Consider the following 15,601-nt stretch of genomic DNA (forward strand, 5'->3'; position numbering starts at 1 on the left):
CATTATTTCACGGACGATTTGGCCTTTTCGGCAAAACTGTTGTCCACGATGGCGGAGGCAGGCACCTTCTCTTTCAGTTCGCCAGCCTGATTCATGACGTCCAGCAGGTTGTTCCACTCCGTCTCATCCACGACGGGATCTGTCGCGTACGTTCCCTGATCCTTATACCGTTTGACCGCCGAGACAACGATATCCTTATCGGTGTCCTTAAAATAAGGAAGAATGACGTCGGCGATCTCCTCTGGGGTGTGCTGCTGGACCCAATTTTGGGCTTTCTGGAGCGCGTTCGTAAATTTCTGAACCGTTTCGCCGTTCTTCTTGATATAGCTCTGCTTGCTCATAAAGACAGTATAGGGCAGATGTCCGCTCTCCACTCCGAATGAGGCGACGACATGCCCTTTGCCTTCTTTTTCAAAAATCGAGGCCTGCGGCTCAAACAGCTGCACGTATTCACCCGTTCCGGACAAAAACGCCGAAGCAATATTGGCAAAATCGATGTTTTGGATCAGGTTCAGATCCTGATGCGGATCGATGCCATGCTTTCTCAGCGTAAACTCGCCGGCCATCTGCGGCATGCCGCCCTTGCGCTGCCCGAGGAAGGTTTTTCCTTTCAGCTGGTTCCAGTCCAACTCTCCTTCACCCTGTCTTGAGACGAGGAATGTGCCGTCCGTCTGCGTCACCTGACCGAAGTTGATCACAGGATCGTCCGAACCTTGCTGATATACGTAAATCGACGTCTCGGATCCGACCAGAGCCACATCGATGGCACCCGAGAGCAGCGCCGTCATCGTCTTATCACCGCCGGGAATCGTCTGCAGCTCCACATCCAGTCCTTCTTCCTTAAAAAAGCCTTTCCCAAGCGCCACATATCCCGGAGCGTAAAATACCGAGCGCGTCACTTCGCCGATTTTGACCTTCACGTCACCCTTGCTTCCGGAGCAACCGGACAGCACGGCTGCGCAAAGGAGAACCGCCGCAAGCACCAGGGCGAATCCACGTTTACTCTTTCTCATTGTCATTGTCCTCCATCCTTCTTCGCGTTCCAGCCATATGCCATCTTATGCATGCGCCCAGCAAAGGGTTAAACATGGCCACGGACGAACACAAAAATACCCCCGCCATTTCCTCAAGCAGCCTCGGGGCTTCTTTACGGAAGTGACAGGGGTGCTTCTGTGCTTACGCTTGGATGGTTGGATCTGATGTCAAGCGTTCCTGCGCTGCATTACAATTGATAAATTTCCTTATACTTCGTTTCGAGGTATTCGGCCAAATAGTCCGGGTTCAGCTCTTCGCCGGTCACCTGCAAAATAATCTCGGACGGCTTGCGGCTCTTGCCGTAGCGGTAAATCTTCTCCGTCAGCCATTCGCGGATCGGTGCCAGATTGCCTTCCTTAATATGCTGATCCAGCTCTGGCATCTCCTTGCGCAGCGTGTTCATGATTTGCGCAGCATACATGTTGCCGAGCGAATAGGAGGCGAAGTAACCGAAATCCCCGCCGGACCAGTGCACGTCCTGCAGGACGCCCAGGCTGTCGCTTGGCGGCGTAATGCCGAGGTACTGCTCGTACTTCTCGTTCCATTCCTTAGGCAGGTCCTTGACCTCAAGCCCTTCATTAAACAGCATCTTCTCGATTTCATAGCGGATAATAATGTGCAGGTTATACGTCAGCTCATCAGATTCGATCCGGATCAGGGAGTTCTCCACGCGGTTGACGGCCCGGTAGAAATCATCCAGCTGCACGTCTTTCAGCTGCTGCGGGAAATGCTGCTGCAGATCGGCATAGTAGCGTTCCCAGAAGGCGCGGCTGCGTCCGATCATATTTTCCCACAGGCGGGACTGCGATTCGTGAATGCCCATGGACGTTCCTTGGGCGAGCGGCGTTCCGGCCAGCTCCTTGCTCACGTTTTGCTCGTAGAGGGCATGACCGCCTTCATGCAGGGAGCTGAACAGCGCGCTCGTCACGTCGTCCTGCAAATAATGGGTCGTAATCCGCACATCTCCCGGGTTCAAGCCGGTCGCAAACGGGTGTACGCTCTCATCGAGGCGCCCGGCTTCGAAATCGTACCCCATTTCGCCCAGAATGAAGCGGCTCATCTTCGCCTGCTGCTCCTGCTCAAACAGCTGGTCCAGGAACGACGTATCCGGTTTGTTCGGAGATGCCGCAATCGCCTCCACGAGCGGCACCAGCCGGTCACGAAGCTTACTGAACACCTGGTCCAGCTTCTCAACCGTCATATCCGGCTCATAACGGTCCAGCAGCGTGTCATATGGCGTTCCTTTGACGCCCCAATATCCGATGAATTCCTTCAGCATGCCCACGAGCTTCGTCAAGTTCGGCTCCAGCATGGCAAAGTCGCTCTTCGCCTTCGCTTCCTCCCAAATCGTCTGGGAATGGGATGACAGCACCATAAATTCCTGAAACTTTTCCGCCGGGATGCTTTTGTTCTCGTCATATTCTTTTTTACACTCGTCAACGATCCTTCTGGAAATATCGTCCAGCCCCTCATATGTATCAGGACGGGTCAACGCCTCCAAATACGAGCCCATTTCATCCGAAATTCGGAGTTTGAAATCTTCCGCCGACAGCATCCCGATCACCTCGGAACGCTGCTCTGCTCCTTTACGAGGTGCGCCCGTCCGCAAGTCCCAGTGCATCAAGCCGATGGCCTCGTCATAGCCTCTGATTTTGCGGACCAGTCCGAGAAATGAGTCCAATGTCGCTTTTGCTTCTTTTTCCATAATTAGGTTCACCTCACGCCGAATTTTTTCTTCCTTCTTGATGATACTTTTACTGGAAAGTATAATCAATATTTAATAGACGCTATTATCCTTTTTACATAGGGAAGGAGCCTGAAACCCGCCGTGGTTATCCAAGTTACCGAAACTGCCAAAAAGCATATCGAGTCGCTTGCCGGGTCGGAGTCAGCCATCATCCGGCTTGCCTACGATTCCGAAGGCTGCGGCTGCGGCGTCAACGGGCTGCCGGCACTCTGGATCGTTTCCGCCAAAGAAGCCGATGATGTGGAAATACAGAGTCATCATCTGCATTTTATTATTCACCGCCTGCAGGCGGTTTTTTTCGAAGAGCAACTATACCTTGACTCCGAAAAAAACTATCCATCGTTCCGGCTTTCCGGTGACGGGCAGCTGTACGGTCAAAATATCAGGCTAGTGGATAAGCGTTGACGCCTTACATCATGCATCATTACCCAACTATGGAAGGAGCAATTCATTATGACAACCGTTTCGCAGATTTTGGAGTTCAACCAGCAGTTCGTAGAAAGTAAAGAGTACGAAAAATACATTACCGGCAAGTTTCCCGAGAAAAAGCTCGTTATCGTCACCTGCATGGATACGCGCCTCGTAGAGCTGCTGCCCAAAGCGATGAACGTCCGCAACGGCGACGTGAAGCTCATCAAAAACGCCGGTGCGATCATCTCGCATCCGTTCGGCAGCGTCATGCGGAGCGTTCTCGTCGCTCTGTATGAACTGAAAGCTGACGAAGTCATCGTCGTCGGGCATCTGGACTGCGGCATGGCGGCGCTCAACGCAGACGTCATGATCGAGCATATGAAGGAGCGCGGCATCTCCGATGAGGTGCTGTCGACGCTGGAGAACTCCGGCATCAATCTGAACGATTGGCTGCGTGGATTCGATAACGTACAGGAAGGCGTAAAAGGAACCGTGGGCCTGATCAAAAATCACCCGCTTCTTCCGCCGGGCTGCAGCGTTCACGGCATGGTCATCGATCCGAAAACAGGCCATCTCGAGCTGGTAGTCGACGGTTACGATAAGTAGAATACGCTTGGATTTGCAAAAACACGGATGATCATCATCCGTGTTTTTTCTATTTTGTGAACAGCGGGCAGCGGTCCAGCGCCGAACCGGCTCCTTTAAACTCGATTTATCAGTGTTAGACGAACATCATTTTCTTTTTCCGTTCCGGTCCATGCTTTTCAGTCATGAGCTCAGGTTGAAAACCATACAGTTTAAGTGTACACTTTGGTTGAAAAGACCATCTCACGTATAGGAGATATGCTAATGAATACACTTTCCTATGGACTACTAGCTTTCCTTGCACGGGAACCCGGATCAGGATATGATGTGATGCTCAAGATTCAGCCGTTCTGGCAGGCTAAGCACAGCCAAATCTATCCGCTGCTGGCGCAGATGGAAGAGAACGAGCTGCTGAGCTCCCATTGGGTGAAACAATGCGACAAACCGGATAAGAAGGTATACTCCATTACGGACAGCGGCATCCGCAAGCTCAAGGAATGGATGTACAAACCGCTTCCCGATCCGGTGACCCGCGACGAATTATCGATGAAAACCTTCTGCATGTGGATGACCGACAGGGATAACGCCATCGATATCGTGGAAACCCGCAAATCTTACTTCATCCGCCGGCTGGAATCGTTCCAATCGATGCAGGGCAAAGTGACGGAGGAACATAAGAAATTCGGTACCCGGGAGTTTTACGATCACCTGCTGATCCAGAAAGGCATCTTTAATGCGGCAGCCGGTTTGGAATGGTGCAATTGGGTTCTGGGCATATTGAGAGAATGCGATTATTCAGAGCCTCCGGTTTTAGTCAAACCGTCAAATTGAACGATCAGACATTATTCATCTTTTATCGGCAAAAATTAATTTAATTAATTTTGAAACCTTAAGATATTTGGTACGTAATGTATTATGAGATAGACATGCTTTCACCATTCTCAGGGAGGTATATTTCAAACCATGAAAAAATCTTTACAGAAGTGGATGCTGATTGCTTTGGCGTTTACGTTCTTCTTCGCCGTTACCGTACCGGATAACGCGGACGCCAGACGTGCAGGCGGTGGATTTAAATCCGGCACAAGATCCTACACGAACACGCCGAGCAAGTCGACGCCGAACAGCAACGTCAAAAAGTCGACCAACAACACCTCGAGTACAGCCGGCACAACGGCAAAACGCGGCTTCTTCAGCGGCGGCAGCTTTATGAAGGGACTCATGATCGGCGGATTGGCCGGACTTCTGTTCGGCGGCATGTTCAGCAACATGGGATTCATGGGCGATTTCTTCGGATTGATCATCAACCTGCTGGCCATTTACGTTCTCTTCTCGCTCATCCGGGCCGGATACCGAGCGTACCGCAACCGGAAGCGACCGAATCCGAATGATGGACGGTATTAATCATGTTGATTCTGACCATGGATGAAATCGTGAACGCGATTTGTCTTCATACCGCCGAGCGTAAGCAGATCCGTCCGACGGATGTGCAGGTGGAGCTGAGCTGGGACGAGGAAACGGGATATTCCGCAGAGGTTTGGGCACAGGGACGGAGCCAGTATTTGGTCGAGTCCAACATGATTGAAGCCATCCTGCGTTACCTCTACAGCGAATATAACATTCGGGCTTACCGCGAGCAGGTGACGCTGGATTTGGATGAAGAAATCACGGCTCACGTTGATGTTGAGGTTGAACAGGCGTATTAATTTATAGCGAAGGCTGGGTGTCCGTTTTGGATGCCCGGCCTTCTTTTTGGTGTCATAAAAACAAAATAAAAAAGGATGCACATTCCGGGAATGTGCATCCTTTTTCTTCATTGCTCCAAAGCAGCCTGCTGCCCATCGGCATTGAAATTATCGGTTCAGACGATACCCGCCGTGGAAGACCGGTCCCACGTATTCGTTGAACTGGTATCCGCTTCGGATGGCCGCCGACACAAAATCCTTTGCTTTGGCCACCGCATCTGCAACAGATAGTCCATTCGCCAGTCCGCCCGTAATCGCCGCGGCGAAAGTACAGCCGGCACCGTGGTTGTAGGCCGGTTCGATCTTGTCCGTCTCCAGGACGGTAAAGTCCTTGCCGTCGAAGAAGACGTCGATCGCACGGTCCCCACCGAGTGCCTTGCCGCCTTTGACAACGACGTTTTGGGCGCCAAGGCCGTGAATTTTGCGGGCCGCCTCCTTCATGTCCTCGACGCTGGTCAGCTTGCCAAGGCCGGACAGCACGCCGGCTTCAAACAGATTGGGCGTAACCACCGTGGCCAGCGGAAGAAGCAGGTCGCGAATCGCCTCTGCGCTTTCGGGATTCAGCACTTCGTCTTCGCCTTTGCAGACCATAACCGGGTCAATGACCACGTTTTTCTGCTGATTGCTTTTGATCTCCTGCTCTGCTACGCGGACGATGTCCACGCTGCCAAGCATGCCTGTCTTCATGGCGTCCACCGGTCCACCGGCAAAGACCGTCTTCAGCTGCTCCGCAACCAAGGCCGAATCCACCGGATATACGTTATGGTGCCAGCCGTTGTCCGGGTCCATAGTCACGATCGTGGTCAGCGCGCTGAATCCATAAGTGCCGTACTCTTCGAAAGTTTTCAAATCCGCCTGAATGCCTGCGCCCCCGCTGGAGTCGCTGCCGGCAATGGTTAACGTCTTCATAATCTTCGGCATGTGAATTTCCCCTTTGTTCTGCGTGAATGCTTATTTTCTGAAACTGAGTTGATTATACCAGAAAATTGTCGAATGCGTTATTCCTGCGGCCTCCATTTTAGGATGTACCCAAAGCATTCAAAATAGCCGGATCGTTGGCATCCCCTCAACAATAGCTGTATGGAACTGATGAACCTACCCCTGAAAACTTAAAGCAATGCCAATCTATTGCAGCTTTTATCCTTATATAAGCAAGCGATAGAGATCCCCTTATCTTGTGAGGTTCCTGTCTAGCACGTTTTCTATCTCCACTGCATTGAATATAGCGAACTACTAGAAAAGAGGTGAGACGCTATGCCCCGTCGTGTGAAGGCTGTCCGGCAGCCGGACCTTGTACTGATCAGCTGGTCCAGAAACCCGCTGGTTCCCGGTTCTGCACGCAGAATCGTCGCTGCTCGCGTCATTGGCAGCGCCGCTCCCTGCAGGCAAGACTTAAGACCCAATGCGCTGCTCAGCACTGCATTGGCTTGTCTACAGGATCATGATGTAGGATTTAAAATCGTATTCCGCAAAATGACTTCCGATATCAGCGGGTACCTGCTGCTGCAGCGCAATTAATCTTTTATGAAAGAGGAGGAAGCCGGTTGGCTTCCTCCTCTTTTCAGCTCGTGTATGAATATATCAACATCCAAGATGAAAATTTCAGTCATCGTTGGATCATTTTATTTCCAGCAGTTCTTTCTCTAAACTCTGAAGGATCGATGTTCGTTCTGACGGTGATTGACGGTCAAATAACAGCTGTTCAATAAACTCCCATACATCCTCCAGCTTCCTTCTGATTTGGTAGAACGTCAGTGTCCTGCCATTCAGCGTGAAATCGGGATGAAATTGCCGGTAAATCTGCATAAATTCATTAAAGTAGGATTGGTCAACCACAAACATCAGGTCCGCTTCCACAGGAGCTAGCTTTAGGCCTTCCCAGTCAATTAGCATCAGTTGACGGCGGCTTTGAGGCTGCATTACATTCCAAGGATGGATATCCGTATGACACAGCGCAAGCGGAAGGTGGCTCTGTTTTAGCACGGCTGATAGTTCATCAGCATTGAAGATCATCCGGTTTAACGCTTCAAGGTATGGCCCCAGCAGATCATATAGATCGCCTGGAAGACCGGCACCCTTAGTCATCAGGATATTTTTCAAGCTTAATGCAAACGGCAGCTCGAAATTTTCCACGATTTTTTCGGACTGAACAGGCAGCTCTTTACCGCAGCTATGCAGCTCGGCTACAATTGCCGCGAGCTGGCAAATTTGTTCGTGTGTTAGCGGTTTGTCCCCAATGGTCTCACCATCAATATAGTCATAAAGGAGATAGATGCCATAATCATCTTCACAACGGTAATGGCCATGGGTCGTCATCATCGGAACAGGTATTTTCCCATGCAGCCCTGTAGTCCGCTCAAGCCAGCTCGTGATGGGTACATATTGATCAATCCGCGCGGACCATTTGGGCGTGGACGATCTGTCTTTTTCATATACCTTCAAAAAGTAGGAGCGGCGGCTTTCCGGTTCCGTCACCTTATAGGCCAGCGCGGCCCATCCCCCCTTCTGCCGGAGAACCTCCACCTGCTCCAGTCCGTAATACTTGCTCAGGATGGCAGTGAACTTGTTCATAAGATTCATTCACCCGTTGTTCCGGTCTTGATCTGACCGAATGATCAATCACTAATGTTACTCGTGTAATACTCTATAATAACCTTGCGGCGGATGATGCCGATAAAGATCTCGTTTTCATCTACGACGGGAACAAAGTTTTGGTCGGCAGCCAACTCCAGCATATCTTCCAGATGCGCATGGATTGAAACGCATTCATTTTTAATCCGGCGCTTAATCTCATGGACCTTGACGGTATCCAAATTTTGAAAGCTCAGCCCGGGGGTATTCTTCATTTTCCACAATAGATCCCCTTCGGCCAGCGTGCCTGCGTATTTCCCCTCTTCATCGATGACGGGGATCGCCGAATACTGGCTTTGCTCCAGCTTGTCCATAGCCTCCTGCATTGTGGAAGAAGAATGAATGTAAGCCACTTTGTCTTTGGGGAACAGAAAATCGGATATTTCCATCGAACAAAAGCTCCCTTCTCATTCAATTTGCGCCGCTGCTAGTGCGTCTGTAGTGGACAGGAGCGATTTGCCGCTCGCTCTGTGCCTTTGTTGTAAGTGTAGCATACTCGAAAAAAAGAAAAAACTTTCGATCCTGCGCAAGACAAATGAAGCCGCGGTCCGCGGACATTCGAAATGGGAAGTGAGCACCTCTAATAAGCAGACAGAGTCCGCATAAGCAAAAAGCCCATTCGGCTTCGATATCTCCATGGAATGGGCACTTTGTTTTGATCATTTTTTTGCGTATACATCGTCAAACTTCAGCGGATTTCACTAGTTCTGAAGGGCGGCGGCACCAAGCTTTATTAGTTTGTAAGCTCCGTCCGCAGTGCCAATAAGCAGCGTCTGCCCATTCTGTAAAGGCTGTACGAGTTCACCGGCGTTGTAGCTGGCACGGTTAATCACTTTCGTCCAAGTCGCATTCCCGTCAGGACCGATTCCCCAAATCCCTTGTCGGGATACCGTCCCGTGCCAATCCTCATTCACCTTCCCCGTCGCGATAAATCCGCCGTCTGATGCAAGCTGGATATCGTTCACCATGCTGCGGTCAAACGCAGAATCAAGTATCGTTGTCCATTGCAGCGTGCCGCTGCGATCCACCGACAGCGCAAAGCCTGTAGTCAAATACCGGATCGGATCGTTCGGGTTCGGATGGTTATAATAGCCGGCGGCCACGATACTGCCGTCATGTCCTTCGGCGAGCGACAAAACTTCAACGTTCTGGGAATCGTCTGCCACCGCGATCGATTGCTTCCACTTCACTTGACCCGATGGAGCGAATTTGGCCAGCACCACATGCCCCTTCTCCCCATCCCGGTACTCACTGCCGGATACGAGAAACCCTCCATCCGACGTGTGCTGCACGGAATGAATCCGTTCGAAGGCAACGTCTACCAGATCTCCTTCATGCAAGGCTTTTCCCGCTTCGGAAAATACGATCCAATGTAGCATATGGCTATTGGAGGTGCTTCCAGGTGTATCCACTGCAGCCGCATACTTTCCGTTTTTCAGTTGATCCACCGAAACGATATAACTGTCCGCCTTCTCCAGGGTATAAGCCCACTCCTTTTGCCCTTTTTCTCCTACCTTTAATATCTGTGATCCACCTCCAGCGATATACCCCTGATCCTGGGTGTGATGAAACTCCGCGATATATTTAAGCTCATGTTTGGGAAAGCTGATTTCCTTCTTGATTTGACCATAGGCGCCGATCGAATGGACGACAACCTGTTCCCCTTCAATTCCGGCATAGGAAATCGCATTCGTCCCGTGCTCAAAAACCTCACCAGCATGAACATTCAAGTCTGAGTAAGAAAGCATCTCCGGTGGGTTCTGGGCGGACGGCTCCGCAAATACATGGCTGCCGGCGATTATGCCCCATAGGCCAACAGCTGCACCTAACAGCCATTTGCGGACATTCGATGGTTTACTGGACCGTTTAGTGATCGTCATCATCATTTCATCAGCTCCTTGTCAGAATTGGGACCCGTTTCCATTATGGGCGGTGATTCGCTCTCCAACAAGCGGCAAAAGGGCTGGATCGCCCCCTGCCAAACTGACCAATACACAAGTACATTTTGACTAATATAAGGTACCTACTATGCCATCTCCCGGAAATAGAATCGGCTTACGTCCAGTGGATGACGTAAGCCGCAGTAAAAATATTAAAAAGACCGAAAACGTATCTCTAGGTTGTTTAATCCAACGCGCTGTAAACGACGTTGCGGATCCGGTTCGCAATATAAGGCTCGCGGCTCGGCAGCATCTGCTGCATATACACGAGGGTCAAGTCTTCCTGCGGGTCAATCATAACCCAGGAACCGGCCATGCCGGCCCAGCCGTATTCCCCGATCGAGCTGCCTGTGCCGCCCGCTGCCGGATCGATCATCACCCGAACGCCAAGTCCGTAACCATATCCGTTTAAATGCCTCCAATTGTAATCATTCATCTGTTGTGGGGTTAAATGATTTGTCGCCATCAATTGAACGGTCTTTGGACTCAGCAGCCGGTAGCCGTCCAGTTCCCCGCCACGAACGAGAGCCTGTGCGAAACGGGCGTAATCACCGATCGTCGACAACAGCCCTCCCCCGCCGCTCTCGAACCGGCATTCCGGTTGATACGGGGTTTCGAGCGAGTTGTTGGGCGTTAGCGTTCCGTCTTCCGCAAGATTGTACATCACGGCAAGACGATCCCGCTTGCCTTCACTAATCCGGAAAGAGGTGTCTTTCATACCCAGCGGGTCGAATATTTCCCGCTTCAAGTATTGTTCGAACGTCTGTCCGGACAGCACTTCAATCAGCGCCCCGAGCACATCGTGGCTCAGGCCGTACTGCCAGCGTGTTCCGGGATCGAAGGCGAGCGGAACTTCCGCCAGCGCGCGGGTGAAAGCACGCACGTCCATCGACGCCGGCGCTTGTTGATAAATCGGCCCCGTTAACCGCTCCGTTTCCGATCCGCTGCCGCCATAGGTGAGACCGGACGTCATCGTAAAGAGATCCCTGATGCGAATCGGACCCGCTGCTGGGCCGGCCACCATGTTACCGCTTTCATCTTGACGAAATACCGACGGGTTCTTGAACTCGGGCAAATATTCCTCCAGCGGATCATCAAGCAGGTACAATCCACGTTCATACAGCTGGAGAGCTGCTGTGCATGTGATGACTTTCGTCATGGAATATATGCGATAGATGGTGTCCGATTGGATAAGCTGCTTCGTTTCCAAATTCGCATATCCGAATTTCTCATCATAGACCGTTTCACCTCTGCGCATCACCAAACAGGCGCAACCGGCAGGTCCTCCCTGTTCCATATACCTTTTGAACAGCGGGGTCAAACGTTCGAAACTGCTCATAGCCATTTCCCCTTTCACAAAATGTAGCGCTCCGCAGTGTGTCATCATGCCGCCTCCCGCATTGCTGGGTCAAGAACGCCGACTTGCGGCCGCCTATCTCGTTCATATATACCACTCTTTTACTACCCGATTCAACCATCGGTCTTCAACGTTAAAAGCCCTTGTCCATCGTAGGGGACGGATTGCGGTACTCACGGGGCGTAACTCCGTAATATTTGCGAAATTGGTCGGCAAAGTGGTTGTAGTTACCAAAACCGACCTCTATGGCGGCTTCTACCGCCAGCCTTCCGGAATGTTTCATCAGCAAAGCCGCTTGACGGATGCGCATTTGATTGACATGCTGCACAATGGTGCGGCCCGTCTCTGCCTTAAACAAATGGGCCAGGCGTGAAGGGGACAGCCCCACCTCCCGGGCCAACAAATCAACCCTGATCTCCTCCTTCATCCGGCTGGAGAGGATGCCCAGCGTCTGTTCGATTCTGGGATCAAACCGTTTCTTCGTCCGCTGCGCAAGCAGAAGCAGTACTTCACGAATCGTGTTCTCGCACAAGGGCTTCCACAAAACGGATCTGTCGCGTGAATCCTGAAGGACGTTGCGAAACGCCCGCTCGATCCGGTCTTTGATGCGTTCTTCGGACAGCGTTTCAATCAGGATGTCATCTTCGGGCAGATAAGCGTTTTCCGGGAGTCCGGGATAATGGATCCATAAAAAATTCCACCATGATCCGCGGACCGTCCCGTATTCATGCGGCACGCCTGACCGGAGCAGGCCAAGCTGCCCGGCTCCGCACCCCTTCTTTCCGCCGGGTGTCAGGAAGTAACCCTCGCCGCTAAGCGTATAGACCAGCAGCCAGTCCCTCATCCCGTCTGGCCGGTGAAGTCTGTAGGTGTCATCTTTTTCAAAATGGTCACCGAATATCGCTGCGCCAGTTCCTTCAAGGACGTCTGGTTGACGAATAAACCCTGACATATTCGCACCTCCCCTCATTTCGGATGATAGCAGGATTCCGTGACTTAATAGCAGATTTCAGTCTTCTCCTTAACATAGAGTTACCGTATGCTATTGTCAATCAGTATCCATTACGAATCAGGGAGGGACACCCCATGCAGACGAATCCGCAAGTTTTGACGGAAGAACAGCTGCGAATGTTTGAAACGGAAGGGTATTTAATCGTAAAGGGGCTTTTTCAGCCGGATGAATTGAGAGACATCGACGCTACCTTCGAAGAGATCGGCAACACCGTCGTACCCGGACACTTCGAGCCGGTGCTCGATCAGGAAGCTGGCGATCCGCTGAAGCGATATCCTCGCGTCATGCATCCCCACCGGTTCAATGCTACCGCAAAAAAGTATATGCTGCATAAACCCGTGATGGATGTGCTCGCCGATTTGTACGGCGAGGAAGCATTGGCGGCACAAAGCATGTTTTATTACAAACCGCCGGGCTCACGCGGGCAAGCGCTGCATCAGGACAACTTCTACTTACAGGTCGAACCGGGTAACTGCATTGCGGCCTGGACCGCCATCGACCCGGCGGATGAAGAAAACGGCGGAATGCTCATCGTTCCCAAAACGAGCGATTATGCGCTGGTATGCCCGGAGGAAGCAGACTCCAGCGAATCGTTTACGACTCATCTGGTCAAGCCGCCAAAAGACAGGAAAGCCGTTCCCGCCATCATGGACCGGGGAGACGTTCTGTTCTTCAACGGTAATCTGATCCACGGGTCTTACCGCAACAAATCGCAGAATCGTTTCCGGCGTGCTTTTATTTGCCATTATGCCAACGCTTCCGCTACCCAGATCAGTTCATTTTATCGGCCGTTGTTCCGCAGGGACGGAAGTGAGGTCGATCTCGATGTCAATCCGGACGGCGGTCCTTGCGGCATCGAATTCGGCACCGCTTACCCGCACTAATGAATCAATGAATTCTTCATGTGGCAAACAAGCGTGCAGGATGAATTACGAGATTAGCAGCCGTTCTGGCCACGCTGACAGGGGCGGTATTCACAGCGGATCCCCCCCAAGCAAACGCTTGGAGGGTCTGCCCCTTCAGTTCCGCAGAATCACGATACGATCGGTATCAGTATATCTGTAATTTCGTTTCGTCCTTGATCGGTGCATAAATATCATAATCAAAGTAGTCGATGTCATCGGCAGGAATTTCAAAGGGATTTACCGGTTGAAGCCGGTTCATTTCATATCCAAATGAGCCATCACGTACATCCCTTTCATAAGGCCCTTGCTCAAACCAACCGAACAACGCGCCGTACGCTTCTTCCATATGAGTTCGATTCCCACGGACGGTGAGCTTGGCATAGCGTTTCGCCGGAATGGTGATTTGCTGAAGTTCTGCAGGCAGTCCTTCGAAATGGTCCACCACCATGCCGACCCATAACGTGGTCACTTCCGTTGACCACTGCCACTCCGGAATAAATACGTATCCATGCTCCCGATCCGCAACCCCAGGGTGATGTTTAAGCCTTGCAGACACTTGGGCCCAGGCATCCCGCACAAGGCGTCCGTCTCTCGGAATTTGCAGCACGGCCGCCTTCAATTCCGGCCTTTCCACGATTTCTATGTTCATGACGACACCCCCGTATGCTCCTGGTAAATCATGATCGTGTTGCCGTCCTCATCTCTGATATTGAAGAAGGATACTTGCGGAAGCCGCTGGATGCCGTATACGATGTCGAAACCGATCTCCTGCGCTTCCTTCGCGGCTTGATCGATGTCATATGTACTTAGTTTAAAAAGAATCGGCCCCTTCTCGGCTATAGGAACATCCTCCATACCGTTGGAATCCAGCATGAGCTCTGAACCGTTGTCAAGACGAAACACATGAAGATGGCCATATCGGTCCTGTTTCCGCACCTCAAGCCCCAACAGCTGTGAATAGCGTTCCACCGCGCGGTTAAGGTCCCTCACCCATAAAAATACAGATTGGATATGAGGGTCGATGCTGCAGTGGGCACGGCTTCCGTCCACGCCTCCGAACGCCAGGTGATATCCGTCCGGATCTTCGACCACAAACTCCTTCCACGGGCCGCCATCCGCAAAAATCGTCGGCTCCATGGCGAAGACGGCCCCTTTGGACTTGAACTCCTCATACAGACTGTCCAGCGCTGCCCAGGTGTCAACGTAAGCCGAGACGTCGATTCCGAGTTCGGAGCCGGGTTCCGGAGGATTGGGATAAATCCGGGCAGGATCCGGTGATTGATGAAGCTTGAGCGCTAGCCCGGATAATCCATCACGCTGGGCCCACCATTCTGTCACGTCAAAGCCGAGCACGTCACGGTAATAGGCTTTGGATCGGGCCACATCCGAAACGGATAACACGGTTAGCGAACTGCTGATTTGTTTTGGCATGCCTTCAATGTCCTTCCTCGTTCATTTGTGCAATGATGATCCGGTTCCCATCTGGGTCCAGAAGTGCAAATTCGCTCAGGTCAGGGAAGATTTGCGGTTCACCGGCCAACTCAAAGCCGTTAGACTTTACAAATTGGAGTGCCCCGTCAAAATCCTCTGTTTCGAAATAAAACAGCTCCGAAAACGACTCCCCGTTCAGATGACGGTTATGGTCAAGCAGAAGCGCGGCACCGGATGCCGTCGGAACGGAATAAATCCGCTGCTCGGCGGCCGCTTCATCATATTCCACACCAAACAGTCCCGAGTACCACCGGGCAGCCGCAGGCATAAGCTTCACGTCAACAAATACGCCGCCGATTCTCGGCAAAATCGGACTTCGGCTTAATCCTGCCAAAGAGAGGTCTTCCTCGCGGTTTTCCGCCCAGCATGCCATCTGTACGTTCCCCTCCGGATCGCGGAAGTTAAAGTATGCCATCGGCCCGTGTCTTTCCGGTTCAGAGAGAGGCGTGCCTTGTTTCCGAATAAAGAGGTATGCAGCGTCGATATCCTTGGCAGGGAACATCATGCGCGGCATCATGTCTTCCCTCCAATCCGGATTTTGCCTGTTCCCCGAATTGGAATCCAGGATGAGGTGCGTACCTTGAAAATCAAACCAATACACCGGTCCGCCGTTTAACCGTTCTTCCTTGATCGGAAGACCCAGCAGGCGGCTGTACCACTCGGCAGATTGCCGAAGATTCGTGACATGCACAAATACGCTCGCAATTCGGTTCTCGAACGGGATCGCGGTAGTGCGATTCATTTC

At 51.8% G+C, this 15,601-nt stretch carries 18 protein-coding genes; 7 read left to right on the forward strand and 11 right to left on the reverse strand.

The features are described from left to right. Positions 1 to 2 precede the first annotated feature (2 nt). Both BCV73_RS16375 and BCV73_RS16380 read right to left on the reverse strand, forming a co-directional pair. On the reverse strand, positions 3 to 1,013 hold the full coding sequence (locus BCV73_RS16375) for an ABC transporter substrate-binding protein (protein ID WP_089547922.1): 1,011 nt from the start codon (positions 1,011 to 1,013) through the stop codon (positions 3 to 5). Between the two features lie 209 nt (positions 1,014 to 1,222). Then, positions 1,223 to 2,740, reverse strand: a complete 1,518-nt coding sequence (locus BCV73_RS16380; RefSeq protein ID WP_089547923.1) for a carboxypeptidase M32 — start codon at positions 2,738 to 2,740, stop codon at positions 1,223 to 1,225. 123 nt (positions 2,741 to 2,863) lie between these two features. Here BCV73_RS16380 and BCV73_RS16385 point away from each other — a divergent pair, with 123 nt between their 5' ends. The 5 genes from BCV73_RS16385 to BCV73_RS16405 all read left to right on the forward strand — a co-directional run bounded on the left by BCV73_RS16385 (position 2,864) and on the right by BCV73_RS16405 (position 5,481). Continuing rightward, positions 2,864 to 3,187 carry an iron-sulfur cluster biosynthesis family protein gene (locus BCV73_RS16385; protein WP_076171183.1) on the forward strand — a complete coding sequence of 108 codons (324 nt, stop codon included), beginning with the start codon at positions 2,864 to 2,866 and terminating at the stop codon, positions 3,185 to 3,187. Between the two features lie 48 nt (positions 3,188 to 3,235). Beyond that, positions 3,236 to 3,799 (forward strand): beta-class carbonic anhydrase, encoded by a 564-nt coding sequence (locus BCV73_RS16390; protein ID WP_076171181.1) that lies wholly within the window; start codon positions 3,236 to 3,238, stop codon positions 3,797 to 3,799. A gap of 243 nt (positions 3,800 to 4,042) precedes the next feature. Beyond that, positions 4,043 to 4,609 carry a PadR family transcriptional regulator gene (locus BCV73_RS16395; RefSeq protein ID WP_089547924.1) on the forward strand — a complete coding sequence of 189 codons (567 nt, stop codon included), beginning with the start codon at positions 4,043 to 4,045 and terminating at the stop codon, positions 4,607 to 4,609. Between the two features lie 132 nt (positions 4,610 to 4,741). Beyond that, positions 4,742 to 5,179, forward strand: coding sequence for a hypothetical protein (locus tag BCV73_RS16400; RefSeq protein WP_076171176.1), 438 nt, complete (start codon positions 4,742 to 4,744; stop codon positions 5,177 to 5,179). 5 nt (positions 5,180 to 5,184) lie between these two features. Continuing rightward, positions 5,185 to 5,481, forward strand: coding sequence for a YxcD family protein (locus BCV73_RS16405; RefSeq protein ID WP_076171759.1), 297 nt, complete (start codon positions 5,185 to 5,187; stop codon positions 5,479 to 5,481). Between the two features lie 147 nt (positions 5,482 to 5,628). Here the strand turns inward: BCV73_RS16405 and pdxK are convergent, their stop codons facing one another. Beyond that, the gene (gene pdxK / locus BCV73_RS16410) at positions 5,629 to 6,441 is read right to left on the reverse strand and encodes a pyridoxine/pyridoxal/pyridoxamine kinase (protein ID WP_089547925.1); all 813 of its coding nucleotides are present in this window, start codon (positions 6,439 to 6,441) and stop codon (positions 5,629 to 5,631) included. A gap of 333 nt (positions 6,442 to 6,774) precedes the next feature. Here pdxK and BCV73_RS16415 point away from each other — a divergent pair, with 333 nt between their 5' ends. Further along, positions 6,775 to 7,038, forward strand: a complete 264-nt coding sequence (locus BCV73_RS16415) for a hypothetical protein (RefSeq protein WP_089547926.1) — start codon at positions 6,775 to 6,777, stop codon at positions 7,036 to 7,038. 99 nt (positions 7,039 to 7,137) lie between these two features. Here BCV73_RS16415 and BCV73_RS16420 read toward each other — a convergent pair whose 3' ends face one another. From BCV73_RS16420 to BCV73_RS16440, 5 genes are all read right to left on the reverse strand, one after another. Then, positions 7,138 to 8,091, reverse strand: coding sequence for an aminoglycoside phosphotransferase family protein (locus BCV73_RS16420; protein ID WP_089547927.1), 954 nt, complete (start codon positions 8,089 to 8,091; stop codon positions 7,138 to 7,140). Between the two features lie 44 nt (positions 8,092 to 8,135). Continuing rightward, positions 8,136 to 8,540: a CBS domain-containing protein gene (locus tag BCV73_RS16425; protein ID WP_076171166.1), complete on the reverse strand. Its 405-nt coding sequence runs from the start codon at positions 8,538 to 8,540 to the stop codon at positions 8,136 to 8,138. A 312-nt stretch (positions 8,541 to 8,852) separates the two neighbouring features. Beyond that, positions 8,853 to 10,034 (reverse strand): hypothetical protein, encoded by a 1,182-nt coding sequence (locus BCV73_RS16430; RefSeq protein WP_218828151.1) that lies wholly within the window; start codon positions 10,032 to 10,034, stop codon positions 8,853 to 8,855. 241 nt (positions 10,035 to 10,275) lie between these two features. Further along, positions 10,276 to 11,430: a serine hydrolase domain-containing protein gene (locus BCV73_RS16435; RefSeq protein WP_089550282.1), complete on the reverse strand. Its 1,155-nt coding sequence runs from the start codon at positions 11,428 to 11,430 to the stop codon at positions 10,276 to 10,278. Between the two features lie 151 nt (positions 11,431 to 11,581). Further along, positions 11,582 to 12,400: a helix-turn-helix domain-containing protein gene (locus BCV73_RS16440; RefSeq protein WP_089547929.1), complete on the reverse strand. Its 819-nt coding sequence runs from the start codon at positions 12,398 to 12,400 to the stop codon at positions 11,582 to 11,584. A gap of 134 nt (positions 12,401 to 12,534) precedes the next feature. Between BCV73_RS16440 and BCV73_RS16445 the strand changes: the two genes are divergently transcribed. Next, entirely contained in the window at positions 12,535 to 13,344 is an 810-nt protein-coding gene (locus BCV73_RS16445) for a phytanoyl-CoA dioxygenase family protein (RefSeq protein ID WP_089547930.1), read from the forward strand. 166 nt (positions 13,345 to 13,510) lie between these two features. Here BCV73_RS16445 and BCV73_RS16450 read toward each other — a convergent pair whose 3' ends face one another. The 3 genes from BCV73_RS16450 to BCV73_RS16460 are packed head-to-tail and all read right to left on the reverse strand — an operon-like array spanning position 13,511 to position 15,598. Next, positions 13,511 to 14,014, reverse strand: a complete 504-nt coding sequence (locus BCV73_RS16450) for a GyrI-like domain-containing protein (protein ID WP_089547931.1) — start codon at positions 14,012 to 14,014, stop codon at positions 13,511 to 13,513. Next, positions 14,011 to 14,796 carry a VOC family protein gene (locus BCV73_RS16455; RefSeq protein WP_089547932.1) on the reverse strand — a complete coding sequence of 262 codons (786 nt, stop codon included), beginning with the start codon at positions 14,794 to 14,796 and terminating at the stop codon, positions 14,011 to 14,013. Before BCV73_RS16455 ends, BCV73_RS16450 begins: the two co-directional genes overlap by 4 nt. 4 nt (positions 14,797 to 14,800) lie before the next feature. Then, positions 14,801 to 15,598: a VOC family protein gene (locus BCV73_RS16460; RefSeq protein WP_218828152.1), complete on the reverse strand. Its 798-nt coding sequence runs from the start codon at positions 15,596 to 15,598 to the stop codon at positions 14,801 to 14,803. Positions 15,599 to 15,601 lie beyond the last annotated feature (3 nt).

Source organism: Paenibacillus sp. SSG-1, from assembly GCF_002224835.1.
Lineage (GTDB): Bacteria > Bacillota > Bacilli > Paenibacillales > Paenibacillaceae > Paenibacillus_AQ > Paenibacillus_AQ favisporus.